General features: G+C 34.8%; 16 protein-coding genes. 6 read left to right on the top strand and 10 right to left on the bottom strand.

The window, feature by feature from the left end; genetic code table 11:
- Window positions 1-37: 37 nt before the first annotated feature.
- The 5 genes from ACTF54_RS08855 to ACTF54_RS08835 all read right to left on the bottom strand — a co-directional run bounded on the left by ACTF54_RS08855 (window position 38) and on the right by ACTF54_RS08835 (window position 4638).
- Entirely contained in the window at window positions 38-1231 is a 1194-nt protein-coding gene (locus tag ACTF54_RS08855; protein ID WP_438969172.1) for a PQQ-dependent sugar dehydrogenase, read from the bottom strand.
- Window positions 1232-1415: 184 nt separating this feature from the next.
- The gene (locus ACTF54_RS08850) at window positions 1416-1544 is read right to left on the bottom strand and encodes a hypothetical protein (protein ID WP_347195689.1); all 129 of its coding nucleotides are present in this window, start codon (window positions 1542-1544) and stop codon (window positions 1416-1418) included.
- A 351-nt stretch (window positions 1545-1895) separates the two neighbouring features.
- Window positions 1896-3698 (bottom strand): M56 family metallopeptidase, encoded by a 1803-nt coding sequence (locus ACTF54_RS08845; protein ID WP_438969171.1) that lies wholly within the window; start codon window positions 3696-3698, stop codon window positions 1896-1898.
- On the bottom strand, window positions 3695-4057 hold the full coding sequence (locus ACTF54_RS08840; RefSeq protein ID WP_347195687.1) for a BlaI/MecI/CopY family transcriptional regulator: 363 nt from the start codon (window positions 4055-4057) through the stop codon (window positions 3695-3697). Before ACTF54_RS08840 ends, ACTF54_RS08845 begins: the two co-directional genes overlap by 4 nt.
- Before the next feature lie 170 nt (window positions 4058-4227).
- A complete protein-coding gene (locus tag ACTF54_RS08835) occupies window positions 4228-4638 on the bottom strand; it encodes a DUF2452 domain-containing protein (protein ID WP_347195332.1) in 411 nt (136 codons plus the stop codon).
- A 272-nt stretch (window positions 4639-4910) separates the two neighbouring features.
- Here ACTF54_RS08835 and ACTF54_RS08830 point away from each other — a divergent pair, with 272 nt between their 5' ends.
- Both ACTF54_RS08830 and ACTF54_RS08825 read left to right on the top strand, forming a co-directional pair.
- Window positions 4911-5177, top strand: a complete 267-nt coding sequence (locus ACTF54_RS08830) for a hypothetical protein (RefSeq protein WP_438969170.1) — start codon at window positions 4911-4913, stop codon at window positions 5175-5177.
- 33 nt (window positions 5178-5210) lie between these two features.
- Window positions 5211-6050, top strand: coding sequence for a 1,4-dihydroxy-2-naphthoyl-CoA synthase (locus ACTF54_RS08825; RefSeq protein ID WP_347195334.1), 840 nt, complete (start codon window positions 5211-5213; stop codon window positions 6048-6050).
- Window positions 6051-6125: 75 nt separating this feature from the next.
- Here ACTF54_RS08825 and ACTF54_RS08820 read toward each other — a convergent pair whose 3' ends face one another.
- Window positions 6126-6941, bottom strand: a complete 816-nt coding sequence (locus ACTF54_RS08820; RefSeq protein WP_347195335.1) for a sugar nucleotide-binding protein — start codon at window positions 6939-6941, stop codon at window positions 6126-6128.
- A 583-nt stretch (window positions 6942-7524) separates the two neighbouring features.
- A complete protein-coding gene (gene gcvT, locus ACTF54_RS08815) occupies window positions 7525-8607 on the bottom strand; it encodes a glycine cleavage system aminomethyltransferase GcvT (protein WP_347195336.1) in 1083 nt (360 codons plus the stop codon).
- A gap of 146 nt (window positions 8608-8753) precedes the next feature.
- On the opposite strand from gcvT, the gene ACTF54_RS08810 reads away from it, so the two are divergent.
- The gene (locus ACTF54_RS08810; protein ID WP_438969169.1) at window positions 8754-10277 is read left to right on the top strand and encodes an NAD(P)H-hydrate dehydratase; all 1524 of its coding nucleotides are present in this window, start codon (window positions 8754-8756) and stop codon (window positions 10275-10277) included.
- Window positions 10278-10526: 249 nt separating this feature from the next.
- Window positions 10527-12029 (top strand): histidine ammonia-lyase, encoded by a 1503-nt coding sequence (gene hutH / locus ACTF54_RS08805; protein ID WP_347195338.1) that lies wholly within the window; start codon window positions 10527-10529, stop codon window positions 12027-12029.
- A gap of 168 nt (window positions 12030-12197) precedes the next feature.
- Here the strand turns inward: hutH and ACTF54_RS08800 are convergent, their stop codons facing one another.
- Window positions 12198-14759, bottom strand: coding sequence for an ATP-dependent Clp protease ATP-binding subunit (locus tag ACTF54_RS08800; protein WP_347195339.1), 2562 nt, complete (start codon window positions 14757-14759; stop codon window positions 12198-12200).
- Between the two features lie 268 nt (window positions 14760-15027).
- Here ACTF54_RS08800 and gyrA point away from each other — a divergent pair, with 268 nt between their 5' ends.
- Both gyrA and ACTF54_RS08790 read left to right on the top strand, forming a co-directional pair.
- Complete coding sequence (gene gyrA / locus ACTF54_RS08795) at window positions 15028-17556, top strand: DNA gyrase subunit A (protein WP_438969168.1); 2529 nt, start codon at window positions 15028-15030, stop codon at window positions 17554-17556.
- Window positions 17557-17569: 13 nt separating this feature from the next.
- Window positions 17570-18754, top strand: a complete 1185-nt coding sequence (locus ACTF54_RS08790) for a tetratricopeptide repeat protein (protein ID WP_347195341.1) — start codon at window positions 17570-17572, stop codon at window positions 18752-18754.
- A gap of 91 nt (window positions 18755-18845) precedes the next feature.
- On the opposite strand, the gene ACTF54_RS08785 is transcribed toward ACTF54_RS08790, so the two are convergent.
- Both ACTF54_RS08785 and ACTF54_RS08780 read right to left on the bottom strand, forming a co-directional pair.
- The gene (locus tag ACTF54_RS08785) at window positions 18846-19595 is read right to left on the bottom strand and encodes a C40 family peptidase (protein WP_347195342.1); all 750 of its coding nucleotides are present in this window, start codon (window positions 19593-19595) and stop codon (window positions 18846-18848) included.
- Window positions 19596-19602: 7 nt separating this feature from the next.
- Window positions 19603-20775 carry an acetyl-CoA C-acyltransferase gene (locus ACTF54_RS08780; protein ID WP_347195343.1) on the bottom strand — a complete coding sequence of 391 codons (1173 nt, stop codon included), beginning with the start codon at window positions 20773-20775 and terminating at the stop codon, window positions 19603-19605.
- Window positions 20776-20845: the final 70 nt, after the last annotated feature.

The following is a 20845-nucleotide window of genomic DNA, read 5'->3' as shown; positions in this document are numbered from 1 at the left end:
ACCAACTCACCAACTCACCAACTCACCAACTCACCAACTAACGAACGATTCTAAAAATCCCTTTTCCTTCTACGCCTACGTAAATTATTCCGTCAGGACCTATTTCTACACTGCGTAATCTTCCTATTTGATCCACTAACTTTTCTCTTTTAGTGACTCCTTGATCATTAACATAAAGCATCTCCAGATATTGAAATTTTAGAGAACCTACTAGGTAATTGCCGTTCCAATCTCCATACGCTGGATTATCAATTATTGCAAAACCGCTAGGAGCAATACTAGGCACCCAATAATAAAAGGGTTGTTCCATACCTTCTTTTGCTGTACTTTCTGCAAACTCGCCGCCACCATAGTTTTCACCATAACTGATGACTGGCCAGCCATAATTACGACCAGCTTTGATAAAATTGATCTCGTCGCCACCTTGTGGCCCATGTTCATGTGCAATAATTTCACCAGTTTTAGGATGAACAGTCATCCCTTGCGGATTTCTATTTCCGTAAGTAAATATAGCTGTTTTAGCGCCTTTTACATCTACAAAAGGATTATCGTTAGGAATGCGACCATCATCATGAACTCTATAAATTTTACCACCATCGCGACTCAAATCCTGCGGATTCACATCACGCTCGCCACGCTCTCCAATTGAAAAGTATAAATAACCTTCCTTATCCCATGCAAAACGGCTTCCAAAATGCTGACCTCTCTTAGTATTAGGAGTTGCTTTGTAAAGTACTTTTAATTCTGTTAATTGGTCATTTTTTAAAATACCAGTTGCAATAGCTGTATTTCCTCCAGATCCTTCACCTTCAGAACTGGCGTAAGAGATATAGATTCTATTATTTTCTTTAAAATTAGGATGTGTCGTTACATCCAATAAACCACCTTGACCACGCACATAAACCTCTGGAACACCATTTATTTCTTTAGAAGTTGTTCCGTTAAAACGGTACAATTTCCCTTCTTTCTCTGTATAAATCATATCACCATTAGATAACCAGGTCATTCCCCATGGATTAGTCAGATCTTTTACGATAGGTGTAACTGTATAGTTTTTTTGATCCTCAATAAGAGGAATGTTATTTACCTCAGGAACAGTTTGTTTGCTTTTGAAGTCAGAAGCTATAGCAGCTTTTTCTTCATTCACTGCTAGTTCTTCATTTGTATTGGGTTCATTTTTGCAGCTTATAACAGAAAGTAAGACGATGCAAAAAAAGAAAAAACGTTTCATAAAATAGATATTTGAATTAAAAGTAAATCTTAGTGTGCTACAAAACGTTAATAAAATGAAAAATCCCTAAACATTGTTTAGGGATGGATCATTTTGGGTTGATCATATGCAAAGTGTGCTTTAAATGGAGTAGGTAAGAAGGCTAATTCAAATAATCTACCGTCAATAAAAAACACTGTTTATCTTAACATAAAAAGAAGGGTTTTACAGCATCCATTTCTTCATTAAAAGGGTTGTTTTCGTCTGTAGATCTATTTCTAGAAAGAACAGGGAAATCAGATGTGGTGTTTAAAATTCTTTTTGATGTTTTCATAATTTGTGTTTTAAAAGTTGTCTGGATACTTATCTAAATCTACGCCTCGAGTTCCATGAATCTGAAAAAGTAGTTGCATTACTTGTTCTGTTATTGGTAGGCTTATTTCCGTTTAAAAATCCTGTTGAAGTTTTCATAATTGTATTGTTTTATTGTTATACCTAATAGACGACACTACTTTTCAATTGTTACAATAGAAATATCAAATAAAACGTTAATGCTATTTAAGTAGCTAAATATCAAATACTTAAAAAGCTAATATTTTTAGCAATTATAAATAAAAAAGCGACTGCTTTTAGCAAAGAGTCGCGTTATAATGTGTTTCCGCTTTCGCGAAAGCGTGTTTGTATATTATCCTTGAACTTCAAATATGATAGGTAGCGCATAAATTGTTCCAACTGGCACACCTCTTTGTTTACCAGGAATCATTTGCGGTATCATTTTTACTACTCGTGAAGCTTCATTTTGAAGTTCAACGCTTTTGGCTCTTGATTGAACGCCTATTACGTTACCATTTTTATCAATTTTAAATTGAACCGCAATTTTATGGCGACCTAACATATCTTTAGCAATACCAGTATTGAAGTTTTTGTTTACAAATTTTGTAATTTTATCAGAGGTACATTTTTTAATTTCTGCTTCTGTTCCAGTACATTCTTCAAAATGTGGCACTTCGTCAATTATTGCAAAAGGAACGTCTTCAGTAATCATTTCGGAATTAGGATCGATTTCTCCATAAACAGGATAAACTTCTTCTATTTCTACGATTTCTTCTATATAATCTGATGAAGTGGTAACTGATTTTAATATAAGTGCACATAACTTGCTGTACTCTTCATTTGTAAGATCAGATACATTATTCTTTCCTGTTCCATCAAGAAATCCTTCTACCATTGCATCAGATGCATGAGAATTCCATGCTTCAGGACCACCAGTAAAACTAGGTTCTGAATCTGGTGATTCGGTTATTTTTATGATGTGAAATCTATTATCTGTATCATCAACAACTAATGTTTCTGAATTCTCGCTTATTTTTCTAGAAATTCTTAAGTAACGTTTAAAATCAAAATCTTTGAACATTTCTGGTGTAACTTCTTTGTCCTTGGAAAAAGACTTCATATTATCTATAAATGTCTTTGAAAAACTGATATCATCCTGAGTAAGCCCATTATAATAATCTTTGGTGCCGTATTCAAAGGTTGATAAACGAGGTAAGAATGCCATTTTTTCACTTTTGGTTTCTGCATTTGCTTCATCTGCAGATTTTAAGTCTTCCACATCCTGCGTACAAGCTGTAAAAATGATACTACCTAAAACGATAGGAATAATAAAGGCGAGTTTAAATAATGATATTGCGGTACTTTTCTTTTTCTGTAACATAAGGATGCGGTTTTTTAATAGTGATTTATTGAAATAAGAACTGGCCAGTGTAAATTGATCGGTTCCAAATACAGTTTTTAATAAAGATTCCTGATAAGTAGTGCTTTCTTGGTTTTTCATGATCAATTGATCTACGATGTATTCATGAATTAATTTCAACTCGCGTTGCGCTATGTAAGGAATAGGGTGGAACCAAAATATAATTTTACAAATTTCAAAAGCGACTAAATCATAGGAGTGAAGCTGTTTAATATGCACACGTTCATGTGCGATGATTTCTACTGCCTTTTCTTGCTCTATATGTTCATCAATAACGATAGTGTTGAAGAAAGAGAATGCGGTAAGCTTTTGAGAGGTTTTAGTAATTAAAAGGCCATCCATAAATTGAGTAGTTCCTTTTCTAATAATCTCCTTAATGGTAGATATTTTATAGAGAAATGATAGCAGACTAATGAAAACGCCTAATCCATATATAAGGTAGGCAATCATCATGTAGTTGATAGGCTTTTCTACTGGAGGCGCGGCAAGTGCATTACTCTTAATAATCAAAGCTTCTGACACTTCTAAACTTGCTGGAATGGCAAAAGGCTTATTCAATGATGCTACTTCAATACTAAAAGGTGCATTTAAAAACGGTATAGCAATACTTAACAAAGGAATAGCAAGTAAATAAGCTCTGTTCCATTGAAAAAAAGTTTCTTTTCTTAGAAAGAAGAGATAAACGCCATAAAACAATAGAGCGAGTATAGAACTGTGGATCAGGTGCTGTATCATGATTTCTTTTTGTTTATTTCGTTGAGTATTTCTTCTAGTTCCTTCACACTTAAATCTTCTTGCTGCATGAAAAAGGAGACCATGCTTTTATAAGACCCTTTAAAGTAATTGCTCGCTAGTTTATTTGCGGTGGCTTTAGAATAAGCGCTTTTCGTGACTTTAGGAAAGTAAATATGACCACGACCTTCTTTACGATAATCTACAAATTCTTTATTCTCTAAAATTCTAATAATAGTAGAGACCGTATTGTAAGCAGGTTTAGGTGCTGGCATTTTCTCAATGATTTGAGCAACGTTTGCTTCTTTCAAATCCCAAAGGTGTTGCATGATGTCTTCCTCGGCAGTAGTAAGTGTTTTCATAATTGCATTAGATTAACTAAAAACTTAGTTCAAATATAAACTAAGTTTTTAGTTTAAACTAATTATTTAGTTACAAAATGACATAAAAAAAACACTTTAATTTAATAAAGTGTTGAATATTAGTTTTTAAGATGTGTTAATGTAGTCTTTTTATCCCTTAAAGTGTGCTGTTAACTTTCTATTTGTTCCCAAAGTTTTTCAGAACTTAATCGATAAGTCCCAACAAAATCCCAAGAACACTCTGTAGGATGGATGACAGATAAGAATGGTAATCCATCTTTGCGTCCTTTATATAAATGGTAAATTTCTCCTACAATAGGTTCAAAAGAGAATTTTGCACCGTAAACCAGTTGGTTATCCTCATATTTTTTAACCATCGCATCATATTGCTCTTTTAATTGGTCAAACTGAGATTTGATTTCATGGTTGACCTTATTGATATTGGTCTGTTTCCATGAGGTAATATCAGGTGTCGTAATTTTAGGAGCAGAAACGCCGCTGGAATAGGGAAGAAGTGCCGCGTTATATGTACCGGTTTCTTCATCATAAACTACGTAATCTGGTTTTTTTTCATCGCTCATGTGACAAATTTACAACTTGCAAAACAGTTTTGTAGAAGATTAACATGATTTTCTTAAACAAGAAATTCAAGTCAGTATCAACTATCGGGATTCCCATAATTCACCATTACCAGAAACCATTATTTACAAAGCTAGATGGTATTTATTATACTCTTAATGTAACTAACTAAACGATGGGTTTAATTTTACCATCTATAAAGTTTTCATTGGATTGGATGTATTCCGCTTTCGCTAAAGCGTAACAAAAACAATCTTATTACTACTAATACCTCATGACAAACGAAATTAATTATATAGACTTTGAACCTAAATTACTGAATAAGAATTTTTGGGGTACAAAAACCTTTGAATCTTCTACAACAGTCATGGAACGTGTCAATGAATGGACTAGAAAAAATTACAATCGTGAGATTATAAACGTGGAGACCATAGTTTTACACAAGTCTACTTATGGCGAAGAAAACTCAAATACAAGTAAATTAAATATGCATGGTGGTTATGTGTATTTGATTCATAAGATACGTGTGTGGTATAAATAAGATTGACCTTATATTTGTATTAAAATTTGATTTATGTCCATAGACTGGAAAACTGCTATAGAATTTGACGATATTACCTACAAAAAATGCAACGGTATTGCCCGTATTGCATTTAATAGACCAGAGGTGCGCAATGCGTTTAGACCTCAAACAGTTGCAGAGCTTATAAAAGCATTTTATGACGCACAAGAAGATCTATCCATAGGAGTAGTCATTCTAACTGGTGAAGGTCCATCAAAGAAAGATGGCGGCTGGGCTTTTTGTAGTGGTGGTGATCAAAATGCTCGTGGGCACGATGGTTATAAAGACGATTCTGGTACTGGAAGATTGAATATTCTAGAAGTGCAACGCATGATACGTTTTATGCCTAAAGTAGTCATATGTGCTGTTCCAGGTTGGGCCGTAGGCGGTGGACACAGTTTACATGTGGTTTGTGATATGACCATCGCTAGTAAAGAGCATGGTGTTTTTAAACAGACTGATACGGACGTTGCTAGTGTAGATGCTGGTTATGGAAGTGCTTATCTGGCTAAAATGGTAGGACAGAAAAAAGCTCGTGAGATTTTCTTTTTGGGTAGAACCTATAGCGCTCAAGAAGCAATGGATATGGGAATGGTAAATGCTGTTGTACCTCATGAAGAATTGGATCAAACTGCTTATGATTGGGGACAAGAGATTCTCAAAAAATCTCCAATAGCTATAAAAATGGCCAAATTTGCCATGAACGCTACTGATGATGGCATGGTAGGACAACAGGTTTTTGCAGGAGAAATGACACGTCTTATCTATATGACTGATGAAGCCCGCGAAGGAAGAGAAGCTTTCTTAGAAAAACGTGCACCAGATTGGGGAACGGATCGTTATATACCATAGATATTTTATTAAAAGGCTGAAAATTTGAGATAGTATAAGGTGTTTCGCTTTCGCGAAAGCGAAACACAAGACATACTACATCACCACACTACTTTTTACGACATCTTCAATGGTTAATTGTAAATGTTTGGGTAGCATATTGTCTTTAGGTAAAACGGCAAGATGTCTATCTTCATTAGAATCAAAAACCTGTTTGATCAATGCATCTGGATGGCCTAATTGTTCACAAATATCTTTGATCAAATCGATATGATGAATGAGGTTGTTGCTGCCCAAATGAAAAATACCACGACGTCTTCTATTTATAATATAATGCAATTGTTGTACTAGTCTACTAATGTGCGTCGCGTTAATGACTACTTTAGGGAATACGTCTATTGCTTCATTAAGTTTAATCTGCGCTTTGATTTCATTGATACGTGGCGATCCAGCACCGTAAATCATAGGAATACGGCATATCACATATTTGGAAACAGGTTTGCGTAGCAGTTCGTTTTCTATCTTTATTTTAAAACGGCCGTAAATACTTTCTGACAGTGTTTTATCGTATTCATAACTAGGGTAATTGGTAAAGCGATCAAAAACATTGGCGCTTGATAAAAAAATCACTTTACAGTCGTGTTTCTCTACATAATCTGCGATTTCAAAATGTAAACGCACCAGACTGGTTACGTTACCTCTTAAAGCGGTTACTATAAAGTTGGGCTTTAAATTATCTAGAAGTATTTGAAGACTTTCTAATTCATAATCATACTGGTGAAAATGCTTGTTTTTTTCAAAAACAGCATTGTCAGTCTTAAAAGTAGCGTGTACATCAAAAAACGGCGCTAATTCTTTATAAAGTGCATTACCTATAAAGCCGCTGCCACCAAGTATAAGAATTCTATTCAAAAATATTTTTTTACTAATTATTGAAAACTATAATAGTCATTGATTTTCATCTGCGTTTTTAAAAATGTCTTTGCCTAATAAGTAAGGTTTTATATAACGCTAGAAATGTATACTAGGACCTATCATACTTGTTATAGACGAACTTGGTAAATGATTGAGCCTTTTCTTTAGTAGATCCAGTAAATCTTATTTCTACATAATTAAATCTCGCATTTTTGCCAATTTTCTTTATTATGAAATTGTATACCGAATTTGATTTTGCTTTTAATTCGGCATTAGTTTGAAATGCAATGTCATATTCATAAAAAGTTACTTGACAAAAGCTGGTATCTTCCTCAGTAGTTAAATTAAAATTAACTGAAATATTAGGGTCATTGAATTCCTTTCTTAATTCAGATTCTAATTTATGTATTATTTCAAATGTTTCTTTTAGATCACATGAGTTAAATAATAGTAAAGCGCAGATAAAAAAACTAATTCTTTGCATCATAAATGAATTCAACTTTAAACTGTTTCAATCCGGCAGCTTAAGTCAAACCAACTCTTTTTAAAAGCAGATTTTTTTTCCAGATTATTTCAAGCCTTATTTTTTATAAAAAGGCAACTTCACAACTGTTGCAGGCATTAATTTTTTTCTGATTTGGATATAGATTTTGCTTCCTGGAGTAGCAAAAATAGGTGGTACATAACCCATTCCTATTCCTTTTGCCATAGATGGAGACATGGTACCACTAGTAACGATTCCTAGATCTTTCTGGTTGCTGTCTTTTATTTCATAACCACCGCGAGGTATAGCACGATCATCCATTTCAAAACCAACAAGTTTTCTATCAACTCCTTTTTCTTTATGTTGTTGTAATTGTTCATAGTTTACAAATGGCTTAGTAAACTTTGTTACCCAACCCAATCCTGCTTCAAAAGGAGAAGTTGTCTCATCTATATCATTACCATAAAGGCAGTATCCCATTTCTAATCTCAAGGTATCTCTAGCTGCAAGACCAATAGGCTTTATGTTAAAGGACGCTCCAGCCTCAAAAACCTTGTTCCAGATTTGTTTTACCTCTGTATTTTTACAGTAGATTTCAAAACCACCAGAACCAGTATAGCCAGTTGCACTAATTATTACATTATCGATACCTGCAAAATCTGCTACTTCAAAATGATAAAATTTAATAGCACTTAAATCTACAGAAGTAAGTGATTGCATCGCTTCTACAGCTTTAGGACCTTGAATTGCAAGAAGGGAATAATCATCAGATAGATTTTTCATATCTGCATTCATGATATTATGCTTTGAGATATGATCCCAATCTTTATCAATATTAGAAGCATTAACCACAAGAAGGTATTGATCTTCTTTCATTTTGTAAACGATCATATCATCAACGATACCACCAGTTTCATTAGGTAAATAGGCATATTGTGCTCTTCCTATGGTCAGTTTTGACGCATCATTTGAAGAAACACGTTGTACTAATTCTAGCGCATTAGGACCGCTTATTAAAAACTCACCCATATGAGAAACATCAAAAACACCTACATGTTCTCTTACATTTTGATGTTCAATATTGACACCTTCATATTGTACAGGCATATTAAAGCCGGCAAAAGGAACCATTTTTGCTCCTAAAGATTCATGTATAGAGGTAAGTGCTGTGTTTTTCATAGGTCAATTTTTATGACTTCAAATGTAGCGGTTTCCTATTAAATGGGCGCAACGTTTTACCCTTTGAAAATGCAAATTATTTCACAAAACGACGTACTAAGGTTTGCTTTCTATTCATTAAATTGCACGAACTTAAAACCGTAATATTGAAAATTCTAAGCGCACAACAACTAGCTGAAGCTGATCAATCAACCATCAATCAACAACAAATATCTAGCAACGACTTGATGGAACGAGTAGCAACACTTGTTTTTGAAAGAATACATGAGCGATTAAACGGTGCGCAAGTTCCAGTAAAAATATTTTGCGGAATAGGAAATAACGGCGGTGATGGTCTTGCGATAGCTAGACTAATGATTGAACACGGTTACCATGTTACGGTTTACGTGACTAATTGCAGCAAGAAAAGATCACCAGATTTTTTAGTCAATTACGATCGCTTAAAAAACGTCACTAAGGACTGGCCTGTTTTGTTAAGTTGTAAAGAGGATATTCCAGAACTTACATCACAAGATATTATTATAGATGCCATTTTTGGAACAGGTATCAACAGACCTGTAGATGGCTGGATGGCAGATTTGATCAACTATATAAATAGCGTCAAAGCATTTAAAGTAGCAATTGATATGCCTAGTGGTATGTATGCAAACACGTTGCAATCTCCAGACGCTGCCATTCTCAAAGCAGATCATACGTTTACATTTCAAACTCCTAAACTAGCTTTTTTTCTTCCAGAAACAGGTCAACAGGTAGGTAGCTATGAGATCATTAATATAGGGCTGGATCCAGAATATTTGATGCAAGTTTCTCCACTAGCACAGTTAATTACAAGAGAAGCTGCACAAAATATGTATCAACCTAGGGTAAGTTTTACCTATAAAGGTGATTATGGACATGTAATAACTTTTGCTGGAAGTACGGGAAAAATGGGTGCTGCTATTCTTTGCGCTGGTGCAGCAATCAATGCTGGTGCAGGAAAAGTGACAGCTTATGTTCCAGAAGATGGAAATATGATCGTACAGTCTTCCATTCCAGAGGTGATGACTATAAAAAGTGAAGGTGAAGATTTTATTACAGATTTTAAACATGATCTGAAAAATACAGTTTTGTGCATAGGACCTGGAATCGGCACAGAGAACGATACGTGTTCCGCTTTCGCGAAAGCGGTTAAACAACAAATAGCTCCTATAGTTATAGATGCTGATGGGATTCTTATACTTGCTAAAAATCCGGAATTGCTAAAGGAATTACCTAAAGACTCTATTCTTACACCTCATGATGGAGAGTTGAAGGAATTGATAGGAGAATGGAAAAATAGTTATGAGAAATTAGAAAAAGCACAAGAATTTTCCAAAAAGAATAACTTGATTTTAGTTTTAAAAGGTGCTCATACCATTACGGTTGCAGGATCCAGTCAGTATGTTAATAATACTGGTAATCCAGGAATGGCTAGTGCTGGTAGTGGTGATGTTTTAAGTGGAGTTATTGCAGGGTTTCTAGCACAAGGTTATGATCCATTAACTGCTGCAGTGTTTTCTGTTTATATACATGGTGCTAGTGGTGATCTGGCAGCGCAAACATATGCTCATGAAGGTTTAAAAGCATCTATAATTTCTAATTTTATAGGTCCTAGTATTTTACAGCTTTTTAGAAATCCAGCACAAGAGTAGCAACAACAGTAATCATATGGGCCAGTGTTAATTTCAGGCGTTAGATTATAGTAGCTATTTATATAAGAAATTACAACTAGCATTTATTAATGTAATGGAATTTACTTGATTCATATTGCGTATTTTAACTGTAATTAACAATAATAAAATAGTGATTTAGCATAATTACAAGTCAGGTATTAATTTGATTACAATTTTGAGACGATCCACAGTTTGCCTATCATTGTAGCATCCAAAATCAGCCCCAAAATGACACATCAAATTTCTTCAAAAAGATTAAGTTTTAAAGATCTTCAACATATCGCACATAATGTAACAGAACTTCAATTATCAGAAAGCTCTATTACTGCTATAAATAATTGTAGAGCTTATTTAGATGATAATTTTGGAGCAAAAGATAGTCATCCTACTTATGGAGTCAACACAGGCTTTGGGTCATTATGCAATACACAAATTGCTAGTGATCAATTGACACAACTGCAGCATAATTTGATTATGTCACACGCTTGTGGCGCTGGGCAGGAAGTACCTAAAGAAATTGTCAGATTGATGTTATTTCTGAAAATTCAAAGTCTTTCTTATGGTCATAGCGGAATTAGTTTACAAGTAGTGCAAAGGTTACTAGATTTTTTCAATAATGGAGTTTTTCCAATCGTATATGAACAAGGCTCTTTAGGAGCATCAGGTGATCTTGCACCTTTAGCTCATTTATCGTTACCTTTAATAGGTCTAGGAGAAGTAGAGTATGAGGGCACACGTTATACAGGTGAAGAAATCAACACTTTAAAAGGTTGGAAGCCTTTACAGTTACAATCTAAAGAAGGTCTTGCTTTGATCAATGGAACACAATTCATGCTTGCATACGGATTACATCTTTCTATAGAATCTCAAAAACTATGGTATTGGGCACATATTACTACAGCTCTATCGCTAGATGGTTTTTCTTGTAATCTGTCTCCTTTTGATGAACGTATCCATTTGATACGACCTCATAAAGGACAGTTAGAGAGTGCTTCTATTATTAGAGATCTATTAGAGGATAGTGAAATAGCTATAGAAGAAAAAGTGAATGTTCAGGATCCGTATAGTTTTAGATGTACTCCTCAAGTTCACGGTGCGACAAAGGATACTTTAGATCATGTTATAAAAACAGTTGTTACAGAATGTAATTCAGTTACTGACAATCCTAATGTTTTTCCAGAATCAAATACTATTATTTCTGGTGGTAATTTTCATGGACAACCACTAGCATTAGCTTTAGATTTTCTTTCTATTGCAATGAGTGAAATTGCCAGTATCAGTGAGCGTCGTATTTTTCAATTGATGAGTGGTACTAGAGGTTTACCGCCGTTTTTATGCAAAAATGCAGGTTTAAATAGTGGTCTTATGATTATACAGTATACCGCAGCAAGCATCGTTAGTCAAAATAAACAATTGGCAAATCCAGCCTCTACAGATAGTATCGTTAGCTCTAACGGGCAAGAGGATCATGTGAGTATGGGAGCAAATGCAGCAACTAAAGCTTTTAAAATTTTGGATAATGTCAAAACAGTTCTTGCAATAGAATTAATTTCTGGTGCACAAGCGTTAGAGTTTCATAATAAAGAGACTTCTAGTTTTTTAAATTCTTTAATCATTATGTTACGAGAAACGATTAGTCCTTATGAAGAAGATAGAGTAATGTACGGTGATATTCAACTGGCTAAAGAATTTATCAACTATACTCATTTAGACACAGAAATTTTAAATTAATATATAAATAGTTGATTCTTTTTTTCAACTAACTAGTGGTTTTCATGATCAGTTCAAGCCCTAGTTTGTTCATTTTTTAAAGAATATTGTCAATTGAATTCATTTCTTAAAAAAAGAGTCTTAAGAAATTTTCTTAAGACTCTTTTAGTAGAATTATTATAGAAATGATTATTCTGTAGATGTTTCTTCAGACGGTTTTTCAATGCTAACTACTAGCTTATCCTTGTCTTTATCAAAATCCATAAAAATAGAATCACCTTCGACTAATTGACTATTGACTATTTCTTCAGCTAGTGTATCTTCTATGTACTTTTGAATAGCTCTTTTTAAAGGTCGTGCACCATACTCTTTATCAAAGCCTTTATCTACAATGTAGTCCTTTGCAGTTTCACTTAAATCTAAATGGTAGCCTAAGTCTTTTATGCGAGAGAATAATTTTGCCAGCTCAATATCAATGATTTTATGGATATCTTCTCTTTCTAGAGCATTAAATACAATGACATCATCAATTCTATTTAGGAATTCAGGAGCAAAAGTTTTCTTAAGTGCCGCTTGAATAACACCTCTAGCATTTTCACTTTCTGCGTTTTTACGAGCAGCCGTACCAAATCCAACTCCAGAACCAAAGTCCTTAAGTTTTCTAGCTCCTACGTTAGAGGTCATGATAATAATAGTATTTCTAAAGTCTATCTTTCTTCCCAGACTGTCTGTTAGATAACCATCATCTAAAACTTGAAGAAGCATATTGAAAACATCTGGATGTGCTTTTTCTATTTCATCAAGAAGAATGACGGCATAAGGTTTACGCCTTACCTTCTCTGTGAGCTGTCCGCCTTCTTCATAACCTACATATCCTGGAGGAGCTCCTATTAATCTAGATATAGCAAATTTTTCCATATACTCACTCATATCTATGCGGATAAGAGAGTTTTCAGAATCAAACAATTCACTAGCCAGTACTTTAGCTAATTGTGTTTTACCGACACCAGTCTGTCCTAAAAATATAAATGATCCTATGGGTTTATTAGGATCTTTTAATCCAGCTCTATTACGTTGTATCGCCTTAACGACTTGTTGTACCGCTTTATCTTGACCTATTACTAGATCTCCTATGGATTCATTAAGGTTACTTAGTTTTTTCATTTCCTTGGTAGCTACACGACTTACAGGTATACCGGTCATCATACTTACCACTTCAGCAACGTTGTCTTCAGTTACTAAATCTTTATGAATTTTAGAGGCTTCTTCCCAAGCATCTTGTGCCTCTGCTAGTTGTTGTTCTAGCTTTTTCTCATCATCTCTCAGCTTTGCAGCAAGTTCATACTTTTGCTTTTTAACTACTGTGTTTTTTTCTTCCTTAACTTCTTCTAGTTGTTTTTCTATTTCAACTATTTGTTCTGGAACCTCTATGTTGGTAATGTGAATGCGAGATCCAGCTTCATCTAATGCGTCAATTGCTTTGTCCGGTAAAAAACGATCCGTCATATAACGATTTGTCAACTTTACACAAGCTTCTATTGCTTCTGGAGAATATTCTACATTATGATGTTCTTCGTACTTACCTTTAATATTGTTCAAAATAGCAATTGTTTCTTCTACAGATGTAGGTTCTACCATTACTTTCTGAAAACGTCTTTCTAAAGCTCCATCTTTTTCAATACTGTTTCTATATTCATCTAATGTTGTCGCCCCTATACATTGCAGCTCGCCGCGAGCTAATGCAGGTTTAAACATATTAGATGCGTCTAATGATCCAGCTGCGCCTCCAGCACCAACGATGGTGTGAATCTCATCAATGAAGAGAATAATATCGTCATTCTTTTCAAGCTCGTTCATAACAGCTTTCATGCGCTCCTCAAATTGGCCTCTATATTTTGTACCTGCTACTAGGCTAGCTAGATCTAGAGTAATAACTCTTTTGTCAAACAAGGTACGAGACACCTTTTTTTGGATAATTCGCAATGCAAGACCTTCTGCAATGGCACTTTTACCTACACCAGGTTCTCCTATTAGCAAAGGATTATTTTTCTTACGACGACTCAATATTTGAGAAACACGTTGAATTTCTTCCGTTCGTCCTACTACCGGATCCAGTTTATCATCTTCGGCCATCCTAGTCAAATCGCGACCAAAGTTATCTAAGACAGGTGTTTTAGATTTCTTATTAACCTTTTTGTCGCTGCTGGGTGAAAAGAGGTTTTCCTTACCGCCGTCCTGCATATCATCTCCATTTTCATCATCGCTAAATGAGGTTGCACTGACATCTTCTACATAACCATCTTCTTGGGAAAGGATCAATTTAAATTCATCCTTAACATTATCATAGTCTACTTTAAGTTTGTTTAAAAGCTTTGTAGTAGGATCATTTTCATTGCGTAGAATACACAATAATAAATGAGCTGTGTTGATAGAGGTGCTTTGGAAAAGTTTTGCTTCTAGAAAAGTAGTTTTTAAAGCACGCTCTGCCTGCCTAGTTAAATGTAAGTTTTTCTTTTCGTTTATTGCAGCAGATATATTTGGGTTTGCAGGACTTAAAATCTCTACCTTACGGCGCAAATTATCTAAATCAACAGATAAATTGGTTAAAATCTCAATTGCTTTCCCATCTCCATCGCGCAAAAGTCCTAGCATCAAATGCTCAGTTCCTATAAAATCATGACCTAATCGCAACGCTTCCTCTTTGCTATAGGCGATTACGTCCTTTACTCTTGGTGAAAAATTATCGTCCATATTGCTTTTTCTTTCTTCTTTAGTCTAAATGTATTGAAATTATTCTTTTCAAAAAGCATTCCGTTATATAAAAAAGGGTTAATACTTTGTCTGCTTTCGCGAAAGCGTAATAATAACAGTCTTTTACAGCATTAAAACTTATCCACAGTATGGAATTAAAAAGTGTTAATAAAAACTGCTGTAAATAGGTATGAAAGCCTTATTAATACTAGCGATTTGCTTAAATTGCTAATTGTTAAAATAACTAATTTAATATAATCTGAATTCAATGGCAGATGGAGAAAAGTTAATCCCGATTAATATCGAGGATGAAATGAAGTCAGCATACATCGATTACTCGATGTCAGTCATAGTGTCACGCGCACTGCCAGATGTGCGAGATGGACTGAAACCAGTACATAGAAGGGTTCTTTACGGTATGTATGAACTAGGTGTACTTTCCAATAGAGGTTACAAAAAAAGTGCAAGAATTGTAGGAGAAGTTCTCGGTAAGTATCACCCACATGGAGATACTTCTGTTTATGATACTATGGTACGTATGGCTCAAGAATGGTCATTGCGTTACATGATGGTTGATGGACAAGGAAACTTCGGTAGTGTAGATGGTGATCCACCAGCCGCAATGCGTTATACTGAAGCAAAAATGCGCAAGATATCTGAAGAGATGCTTGCAGATATTGATAAAGAAACGGTAGATACACAGTTAAATTTTGATGATACATTATCAGAGCCTACTGTATTACCAACAAAAATACCTAATCTTCTTGTTAATGGTGCCAGTGGTATTGCGGTAGGTATGGCGACTAATATGCCACCGCATAACCTTACAGAGGTTATTGATGGTACGGTTGCTTATATCGATAATAATGACATAGAAATTGATGAATTAATTACTCATATTAAAGCACCTGATTTTCCCACAGGTGGAATTATTTATGGTTATGATGGTGTGAAAGATGCTTTTCATACTGGTCGTGGACGTATAAAAATACGTGGTCGTGTTAGAATTGAAGAGGTAAAAGGTCGCGAGTGTATCATCGTAGATGAGTTGCCATATCAGGTGAATAAAGCTGATATGATTAAAAAAACAGCTGATTTAATTAATGATAAGAAGTTAGAAGGAATCTCTATGATAAGGGATGAATCTGACCGTAATGGAATGCGCATTGTTTACATATTAAAACGTGATGCAATTCCTAACATAGTTATCAATAAACTGTACAAGCATACGGCTTTACAGTCTTCTTTTAGTGTTAACAATATTGCTCTTGTAAAAGGACGTCCTCAACTTCTTAATGTTAAGGAGATGATCCACTATTTTGTAGAGCATAGGCATGAAGTAGTTGTTAGACGTACAGAATTTGAGTTGCGTAAAGCAGAAGAAAGAGCGCATATTCTAGAAGGTTTAATTATCGCTAGTGATAATATTGATGAAGTAATTGCCTTAATCAGATCTAGTAGTAATGGTGAAGAGGCTCGAGGTAAATTAATTGAGCGTTTTGAATTGTCAGAGATTCAAGCTCGTGCTATTGTTGAAATGCGATTGAGACAGCTTACTGGTCTAGAGCAAGATAAGCTGCGCAATGAGTACAGTGAGTTAATGGAAACGATTACTGATTTGAAAGACATTCTTGCAAAGAAAGAGCGTCGTATGCAAATTATTAAAGAAGAGCTTCAAGAGGTTAAGGAGAAATTTGGAGATGACCGTCGTTCTCAAATAGAATATGCTGGTGGAGATCTTTCTATTGAAGATATGATTCCAGATGAGCAAGTAGTTATTACTATCTCTCATGCAGGTTATATTAAAAGGACAAGTCTGACAGAGTACAAAACACAAAACCGAGGTGGAGTAGGACAGAAAGCAAGTACGACTAGAGATGAAGATTTCTTAGTAGACTTGTTTGTAGGAACAAATCACCAGTACATGCTGTTTTTTACAGAAAAAGGAAAGTGTTTCTGGATGCGTGTCTATGAAATTCCAGAAGGAAGTAAAACTTCTAAAGGAAGAGCTATTCAAAACTTGATCAATATTGAACAGGATGATAATGTAAAAGCTGTTATCTGTACACAAGACATAAAGGACGAAGATTACATCAATAGCCACTATGTAATCATGTGTACAAAGAAAGGTGTTGTTAAGAAAACTTCTTTAGAACAATACTCTAGACCTAGATCAAATGGTATTAATGCTATTACTGTTAGAGATGGAGATACTCTTCTTGAGGCAAAACTTACTACCGGAGATAGCCATGTAATGTTAGGTCTTAAAAGTGGTAAAGCCATACGTTTTGATGAGTCTAAGACCAGACCTATGGGTAGAAATGCCAGTGGTGTTAGAGGTATTACCCTTTCTAGTGATGAAGATGAGGTTATCGGTATGGTAGCTGTAAATGATATGGACTCAAATATCCTTGTTGTTTCTGAAAAAGGATATGGTAAACGTTCTAGTCTAGATGATTATAGAGAGACTAATCGTGGAGGAAAAGGAGTAAAAACTATTTCTGTTACAGAGAAAACAGGTGGACTAGTAGCTCTTAAAAACGTAAGTGATGAAGATGGTTTGATGATTATTAATAAATCTGGAATCGCTATACGTATGAAAGTGGCAGACCTGCGAGTAATGGGACGCGCAACACAAGGTGTACGTTTAATTAATTTAAAAGGAAATGATTCCATTGCAGCAGTTGCAAAAGTGGTCAATGATGAAGAGGATGAAGAGATAGTGTCTGATGATGCTATTATTACCGATACTCAAAACGATGGCAGGACTGTTGAAAACGATGATAGTGAAGAATAATAAATTTTATAAAATGAAACTTAAATTAACAATACTTTTTCTAGCTTTAGCTTCAATAGCAATGGCTCAGAAAAAAGAAATTAGAAAAATTGAAAAAGCAATTGAAAAAGGAGACTTTAGTAAGGCTCAGGAAATTTTTCAATCAATTGATGAAAGTGCTGTAGAAGAAAAATATGCAGGGTCATATTACTTTTACAAAGCGGCTAGTTTAATGGACTTAACAGGTGCGACAAAGGTAACTAATGATCAAGTGCATGAAGCAGAAGCGTCTTTGTTAAAAGCAAAGGAATTTAATTTTGAGAACCCTAAATTAGAGCCTATGTTAAAAAACATTATCGACAGCCGTAAACTAGAAATTGCAAATGAGATGGTGGCAGCTGGTAATTCAAAAGACGCATTGATTTTAGTAGAAGAGCTTTATAAAAGTAATCCTTCAAACCTAAGCATGCTTTATAATGCAGGTAATCTAGCATATTCTAGTGAGATGTTTGATAAAGCAATAGAACATTATAATGTTTTGTTGGAAAAGAAGTTTACTGGAGAGAAAGTTTCTTATTTAGCGACTAATAAAGCTGGCGTTGTAGAGGCTTTTTCTAATCAAAAAGTAAGAGATTATGCAATTAAAGCGAGATCACATACAGATCCGTCATCTGAAAAATCACCTTCTATGCTAGGTGATATTGTTTTAAAAACGGTTTGGTTGTACACGAATAAAGGAGATAAATCCAAGGCTAATCAGGTTTATGAAAAAGCTCTCAAAGATTTTCCTCAAGATAACTCGTTGAAATTAGTCAAGTCAGATATTTATTTGACCTTAGGTATGATGGATAAGTATAAGGAGGCTATCGATAATATGGATTCAGATATAACAGACCCTAGAGTATTTGATAATTTAGGCGCTGCAGCTATGAAGTCTAAAAATTATGATAGTGCTATGAGGTATTTTCAGTCGAGTATCAAATTAGACCCTAGTAATTACTATGCATTAGTTAACTTATCAAATGCTAATCTTGAAAAAGGTAATTTAGCAGAAACTTCTGCCGAAGATCAAGAGTTGTTGTACAAAGAAGCAATCACTAATTTGGAAAAAGCACATCAAGTAAAGCCAGAGGAAAAAGGTGTAGTAGCTACTTTAGTTAGTTTATATGACTTTTTAGGTATGAAAGAAAAATCTGCTGCGATGAAGGCAAAAATGTAGTACTAATTTGTATCGCTTTCGCGAAAGCGGAACATAAAAAAGCTCTTAGAATCAATTTCTAAGAGCTTTTTTTGTACGTATTCAAAAAACGTTATAATATTTTCTTTATAACCCTTAATTTGTGAGTATGAATGTTTTTATCCATGTTAAAAATACCGCTTTGATCTAATCGGTCAATTCTTACTTTTCCATGAGCGTGAATAATATAGTTATCACTCATGATAATACCTACATGTGTAATCTTACCTTCGTTATTGTCAAAAAAAGCTAAATCACCAGGTTCTGATTCTTCAATGAAACTAAGAACCTCTCCTTGTGTAGCTTGCTCACTAGCGTCACGTAAAAGTTGATACCCATTTAACCTATAAATAAGCTGGGTAAAACCACTACAATCAATTCCTAATGGCGATCTTCCACCCCATAAGTACGGAGTATTCAAAAATAACAGAGCATTATCAACTAGTTGAGTCTTATTTTTAATGCCTTTACTCTGGTCTATTTGAAATGAATCTTTTAGAAAGATACTAGAGCTTACCTGTGCACCAATGGTTACTGTACTTAACGTATGGTCTTGATGTGTAAGGTGAGCTATTAAATCATTTGAAAAAACATGTTCTTTATCAAGTAACGAATGATATTCTTCCGCCTCAATTTCAGTAAATTGTTTGTTATCTATCCAACCTTCATATTTATCATGAGCCAGTCTTATTTTAGACCACTTTTTTCTGCTCTCCAGAATTTTGAAAATTTCTCCATAAAGAACTTGTGAAACCATTTCACTAGCGTCACTAGTTTCAAGTCTCAAAGGAGCGATGGAAATCGGACAGATACCGTATCTCATAGCTTTCTTAAGATTGTAGTACTATTGCACTAGCACCACCACCACCGTTGCATATCGCGGCAGCTCCTATGGAGCCATTTTCTTGACTTAATACACTTAATAGAGTAGTAACTATACGAGCACCGCTGCATCCTAGTGGGTGACCTAATGAAACAGCACCACCATAAATGTTCACATTCTTATCTTCTAAACCTAAAATCTTCATATTTGCAAGACCTACAACAGAGAATGCCTCATTAAATTCAAAGAAATCAACATCATTTAAACTAATGCCAGCTTTGTCTAGAGCGATAGGCAATGCTTTTGCGGGTGCAGTTGTAAAATATTTTGGTTCTTGTGCAGCATCTGCATAGCTTACGACGGTGGCTATGATGTCTAATTTTAACTCTTTAGCTTTTTCTTCACTCATTAAAACAAGAGCAGCAGCACCGTCATTTATGGTTGAGGCATTTGCAGCTGTTACTGTTCCGTCTTTTGAAAATGCAGGTCTAAGAGCAGGTATTTTTTCGATTTTCACATTAGTAAACTCTTCATCGATATCTACAATAATAGCATCACCTCTTCTTTGAGGTACAGAAACAGGAACAACTTCATCTTTAAACTTTCCAGATTCCCAAGCTGCTTTAGATCTACTGTAAGATTGGATGGCATAGTTATCTTGGTCTTCTCTAGAAAAATTATGGTCAGTTGCACACAGGTCTGCACAAGTACCCATAGCTTCCTGACTATAAGCATCTACTAGTCCATCTTTTTGCATTCCGTCAATTAGAGTCGTTGGACCAAATTTCTGACCATTTCTCATATGTACGTAATGAGGTATCATACTCATATTCTCCATTCCTCCAGCAACTACAATATTTTGATCTCCCAAAGCTATCGATTGGGCTGCCATCATTATAGTTTTCATTCCGCTAGCACAGACTTTATTAATAGTAGTAGCAGGAGTTTGATCGCTTATTCCAGCACCTAACGCAGCTTGCCTAGCAGGTGCCTGACCAGTACCAGCTTGAACAACATTACCCATCAAAACCTCTCCTACAAGCTTAGGGTCTAAAGAAATTTTATCCAAGGCACCTTTTATCGCAACAGATCCTAATGTTGTCGCAGGTACAGAAGAAAGTTTCCCCATAAAGCTACCTATAGGGGTTCTAGCGTAAGATACAATAACTACTTTTTTCATGATAAAATTTTTACTTGCAAAAATAATGATTTTAATAAGTAATCAAAGACTTCCGCTAGGTCATAATCTA

The organism is Nonlabens sp. (genome assembly GCF_965657255.1).
Taxonomy (GTDB): domain Bacteria; phylum Bacteroidota; class Bacteroidia; order Flavobacteriales; family Flavobacteriaceae; genus Nonlabens.
This window is presented reverse-complemented; position numbering and strand designations above follow the sequence as displayed.

What these genes read in the sequence shown, in the direction of transcription:
- ACTF54_RS08855 (WP_438969172.1), bottom strand. Translation starts at nt 1,231, where the DNA reads ATGAAACGTTTTTTCTTTTTTTGCATCGTCTTACTTTCTGTTATAAGC.
- ACTF54_RS08850 (WP_347195689.1), bottom strand. Translation starts at nt 1,544, where the DNA reads ATGAAAACATCAAAAAGAATTTTAAACACCACATCTGATTTCCCTGTT.
- ACTF54_RS08845 (WP_438969171.1), bottom strand. Translation starts at nt 3,698, where the DNA reads ATGATACAGCACCTGATCCACAGTTCTATACTCGCTCTATTGTTTTAT.
- ACTF54_RS08840 (WP_347195687.1), bottom strand. Translation starts at nt 4,057, where the DNA reads ATGAAAACACTTACTACTGCCGAGGAAGACATCATGCAACACCTTTGG.
- ACTF54_RS08835 (WP_347195332.1), bottom strand. Translation starts at nt 4,638, where the DNA reads ATGAGCGATGAAAAAAAACCAGATTACGTAGTTTATGATGAAGAAACC.
- ACTF54_RS08830 (WP_438969170.1), top strand. Translation starts at nt 4,911, where the DNA reads ATGACAAACGAAATTAATTATATAGACTTTGAACCTAAATTACTGAAT.
- ACTF54_RS08825 (WP_347195334.1), top strand. Translation starts at nt 5,211, where the DNA reads ATGTCCATAGACTGGAAAACTGCTATAGAATTTGACGATATTACCTAC.
- gcvT (WP_347195336.1), bottom strand. Translation starts at nt 8,607, where the DNA reads ATGAAAAACACAGCACTTACCTCTATACATGAATCTTTAGGAGCAAAA.
- hutH (WP_347195338.1), top strand. Translation starts at nt 10,527, where the DNA reads ATGACACATCAAATTTCTTCAAAAAGATTAAGTTTTAAAGATCTTCAA.
- ACTF54_RS08800 (WP_347195339.1), bottom strand. Translation starts at nt 14,759, where the DNA reads ATGGACGATAATTTTTCACCAAGAGTAAAGGACGTAATCGCCTATAGC.
- gyrA (WP_438969168.1), top strand. Translation starts at nt 15,028, where the DNA reads ATGGCAGATGGAGAAAAGTTAATCCCGATTAATATCGAGGATGAAATG.
- ACTF54_RS08790 (WP_347195341.1), top strand. Translation starts at nt 17,570, where the DNA reads ATGAAACTTAAATTAACAATACTTTTTCTAGCTTTAGCTTCAATAGCA.
- ACTF54_RS08785 (WP_347195342.1), bottom strand. Translation starts at nt 19,595, where the DNA reads ATGAGATACGGTATCTGTCCGATTTCCATCGCTCCTTTGAGACTTGAA.
- ACTF54_RS08780 (WP_347195343.1), bottom strand. Translation starts at nt 20,775, where the DNA reads ATGAAAAAAGTAGTTATTGTATCTTACGCTAGAACCCCTATAGGTAGC.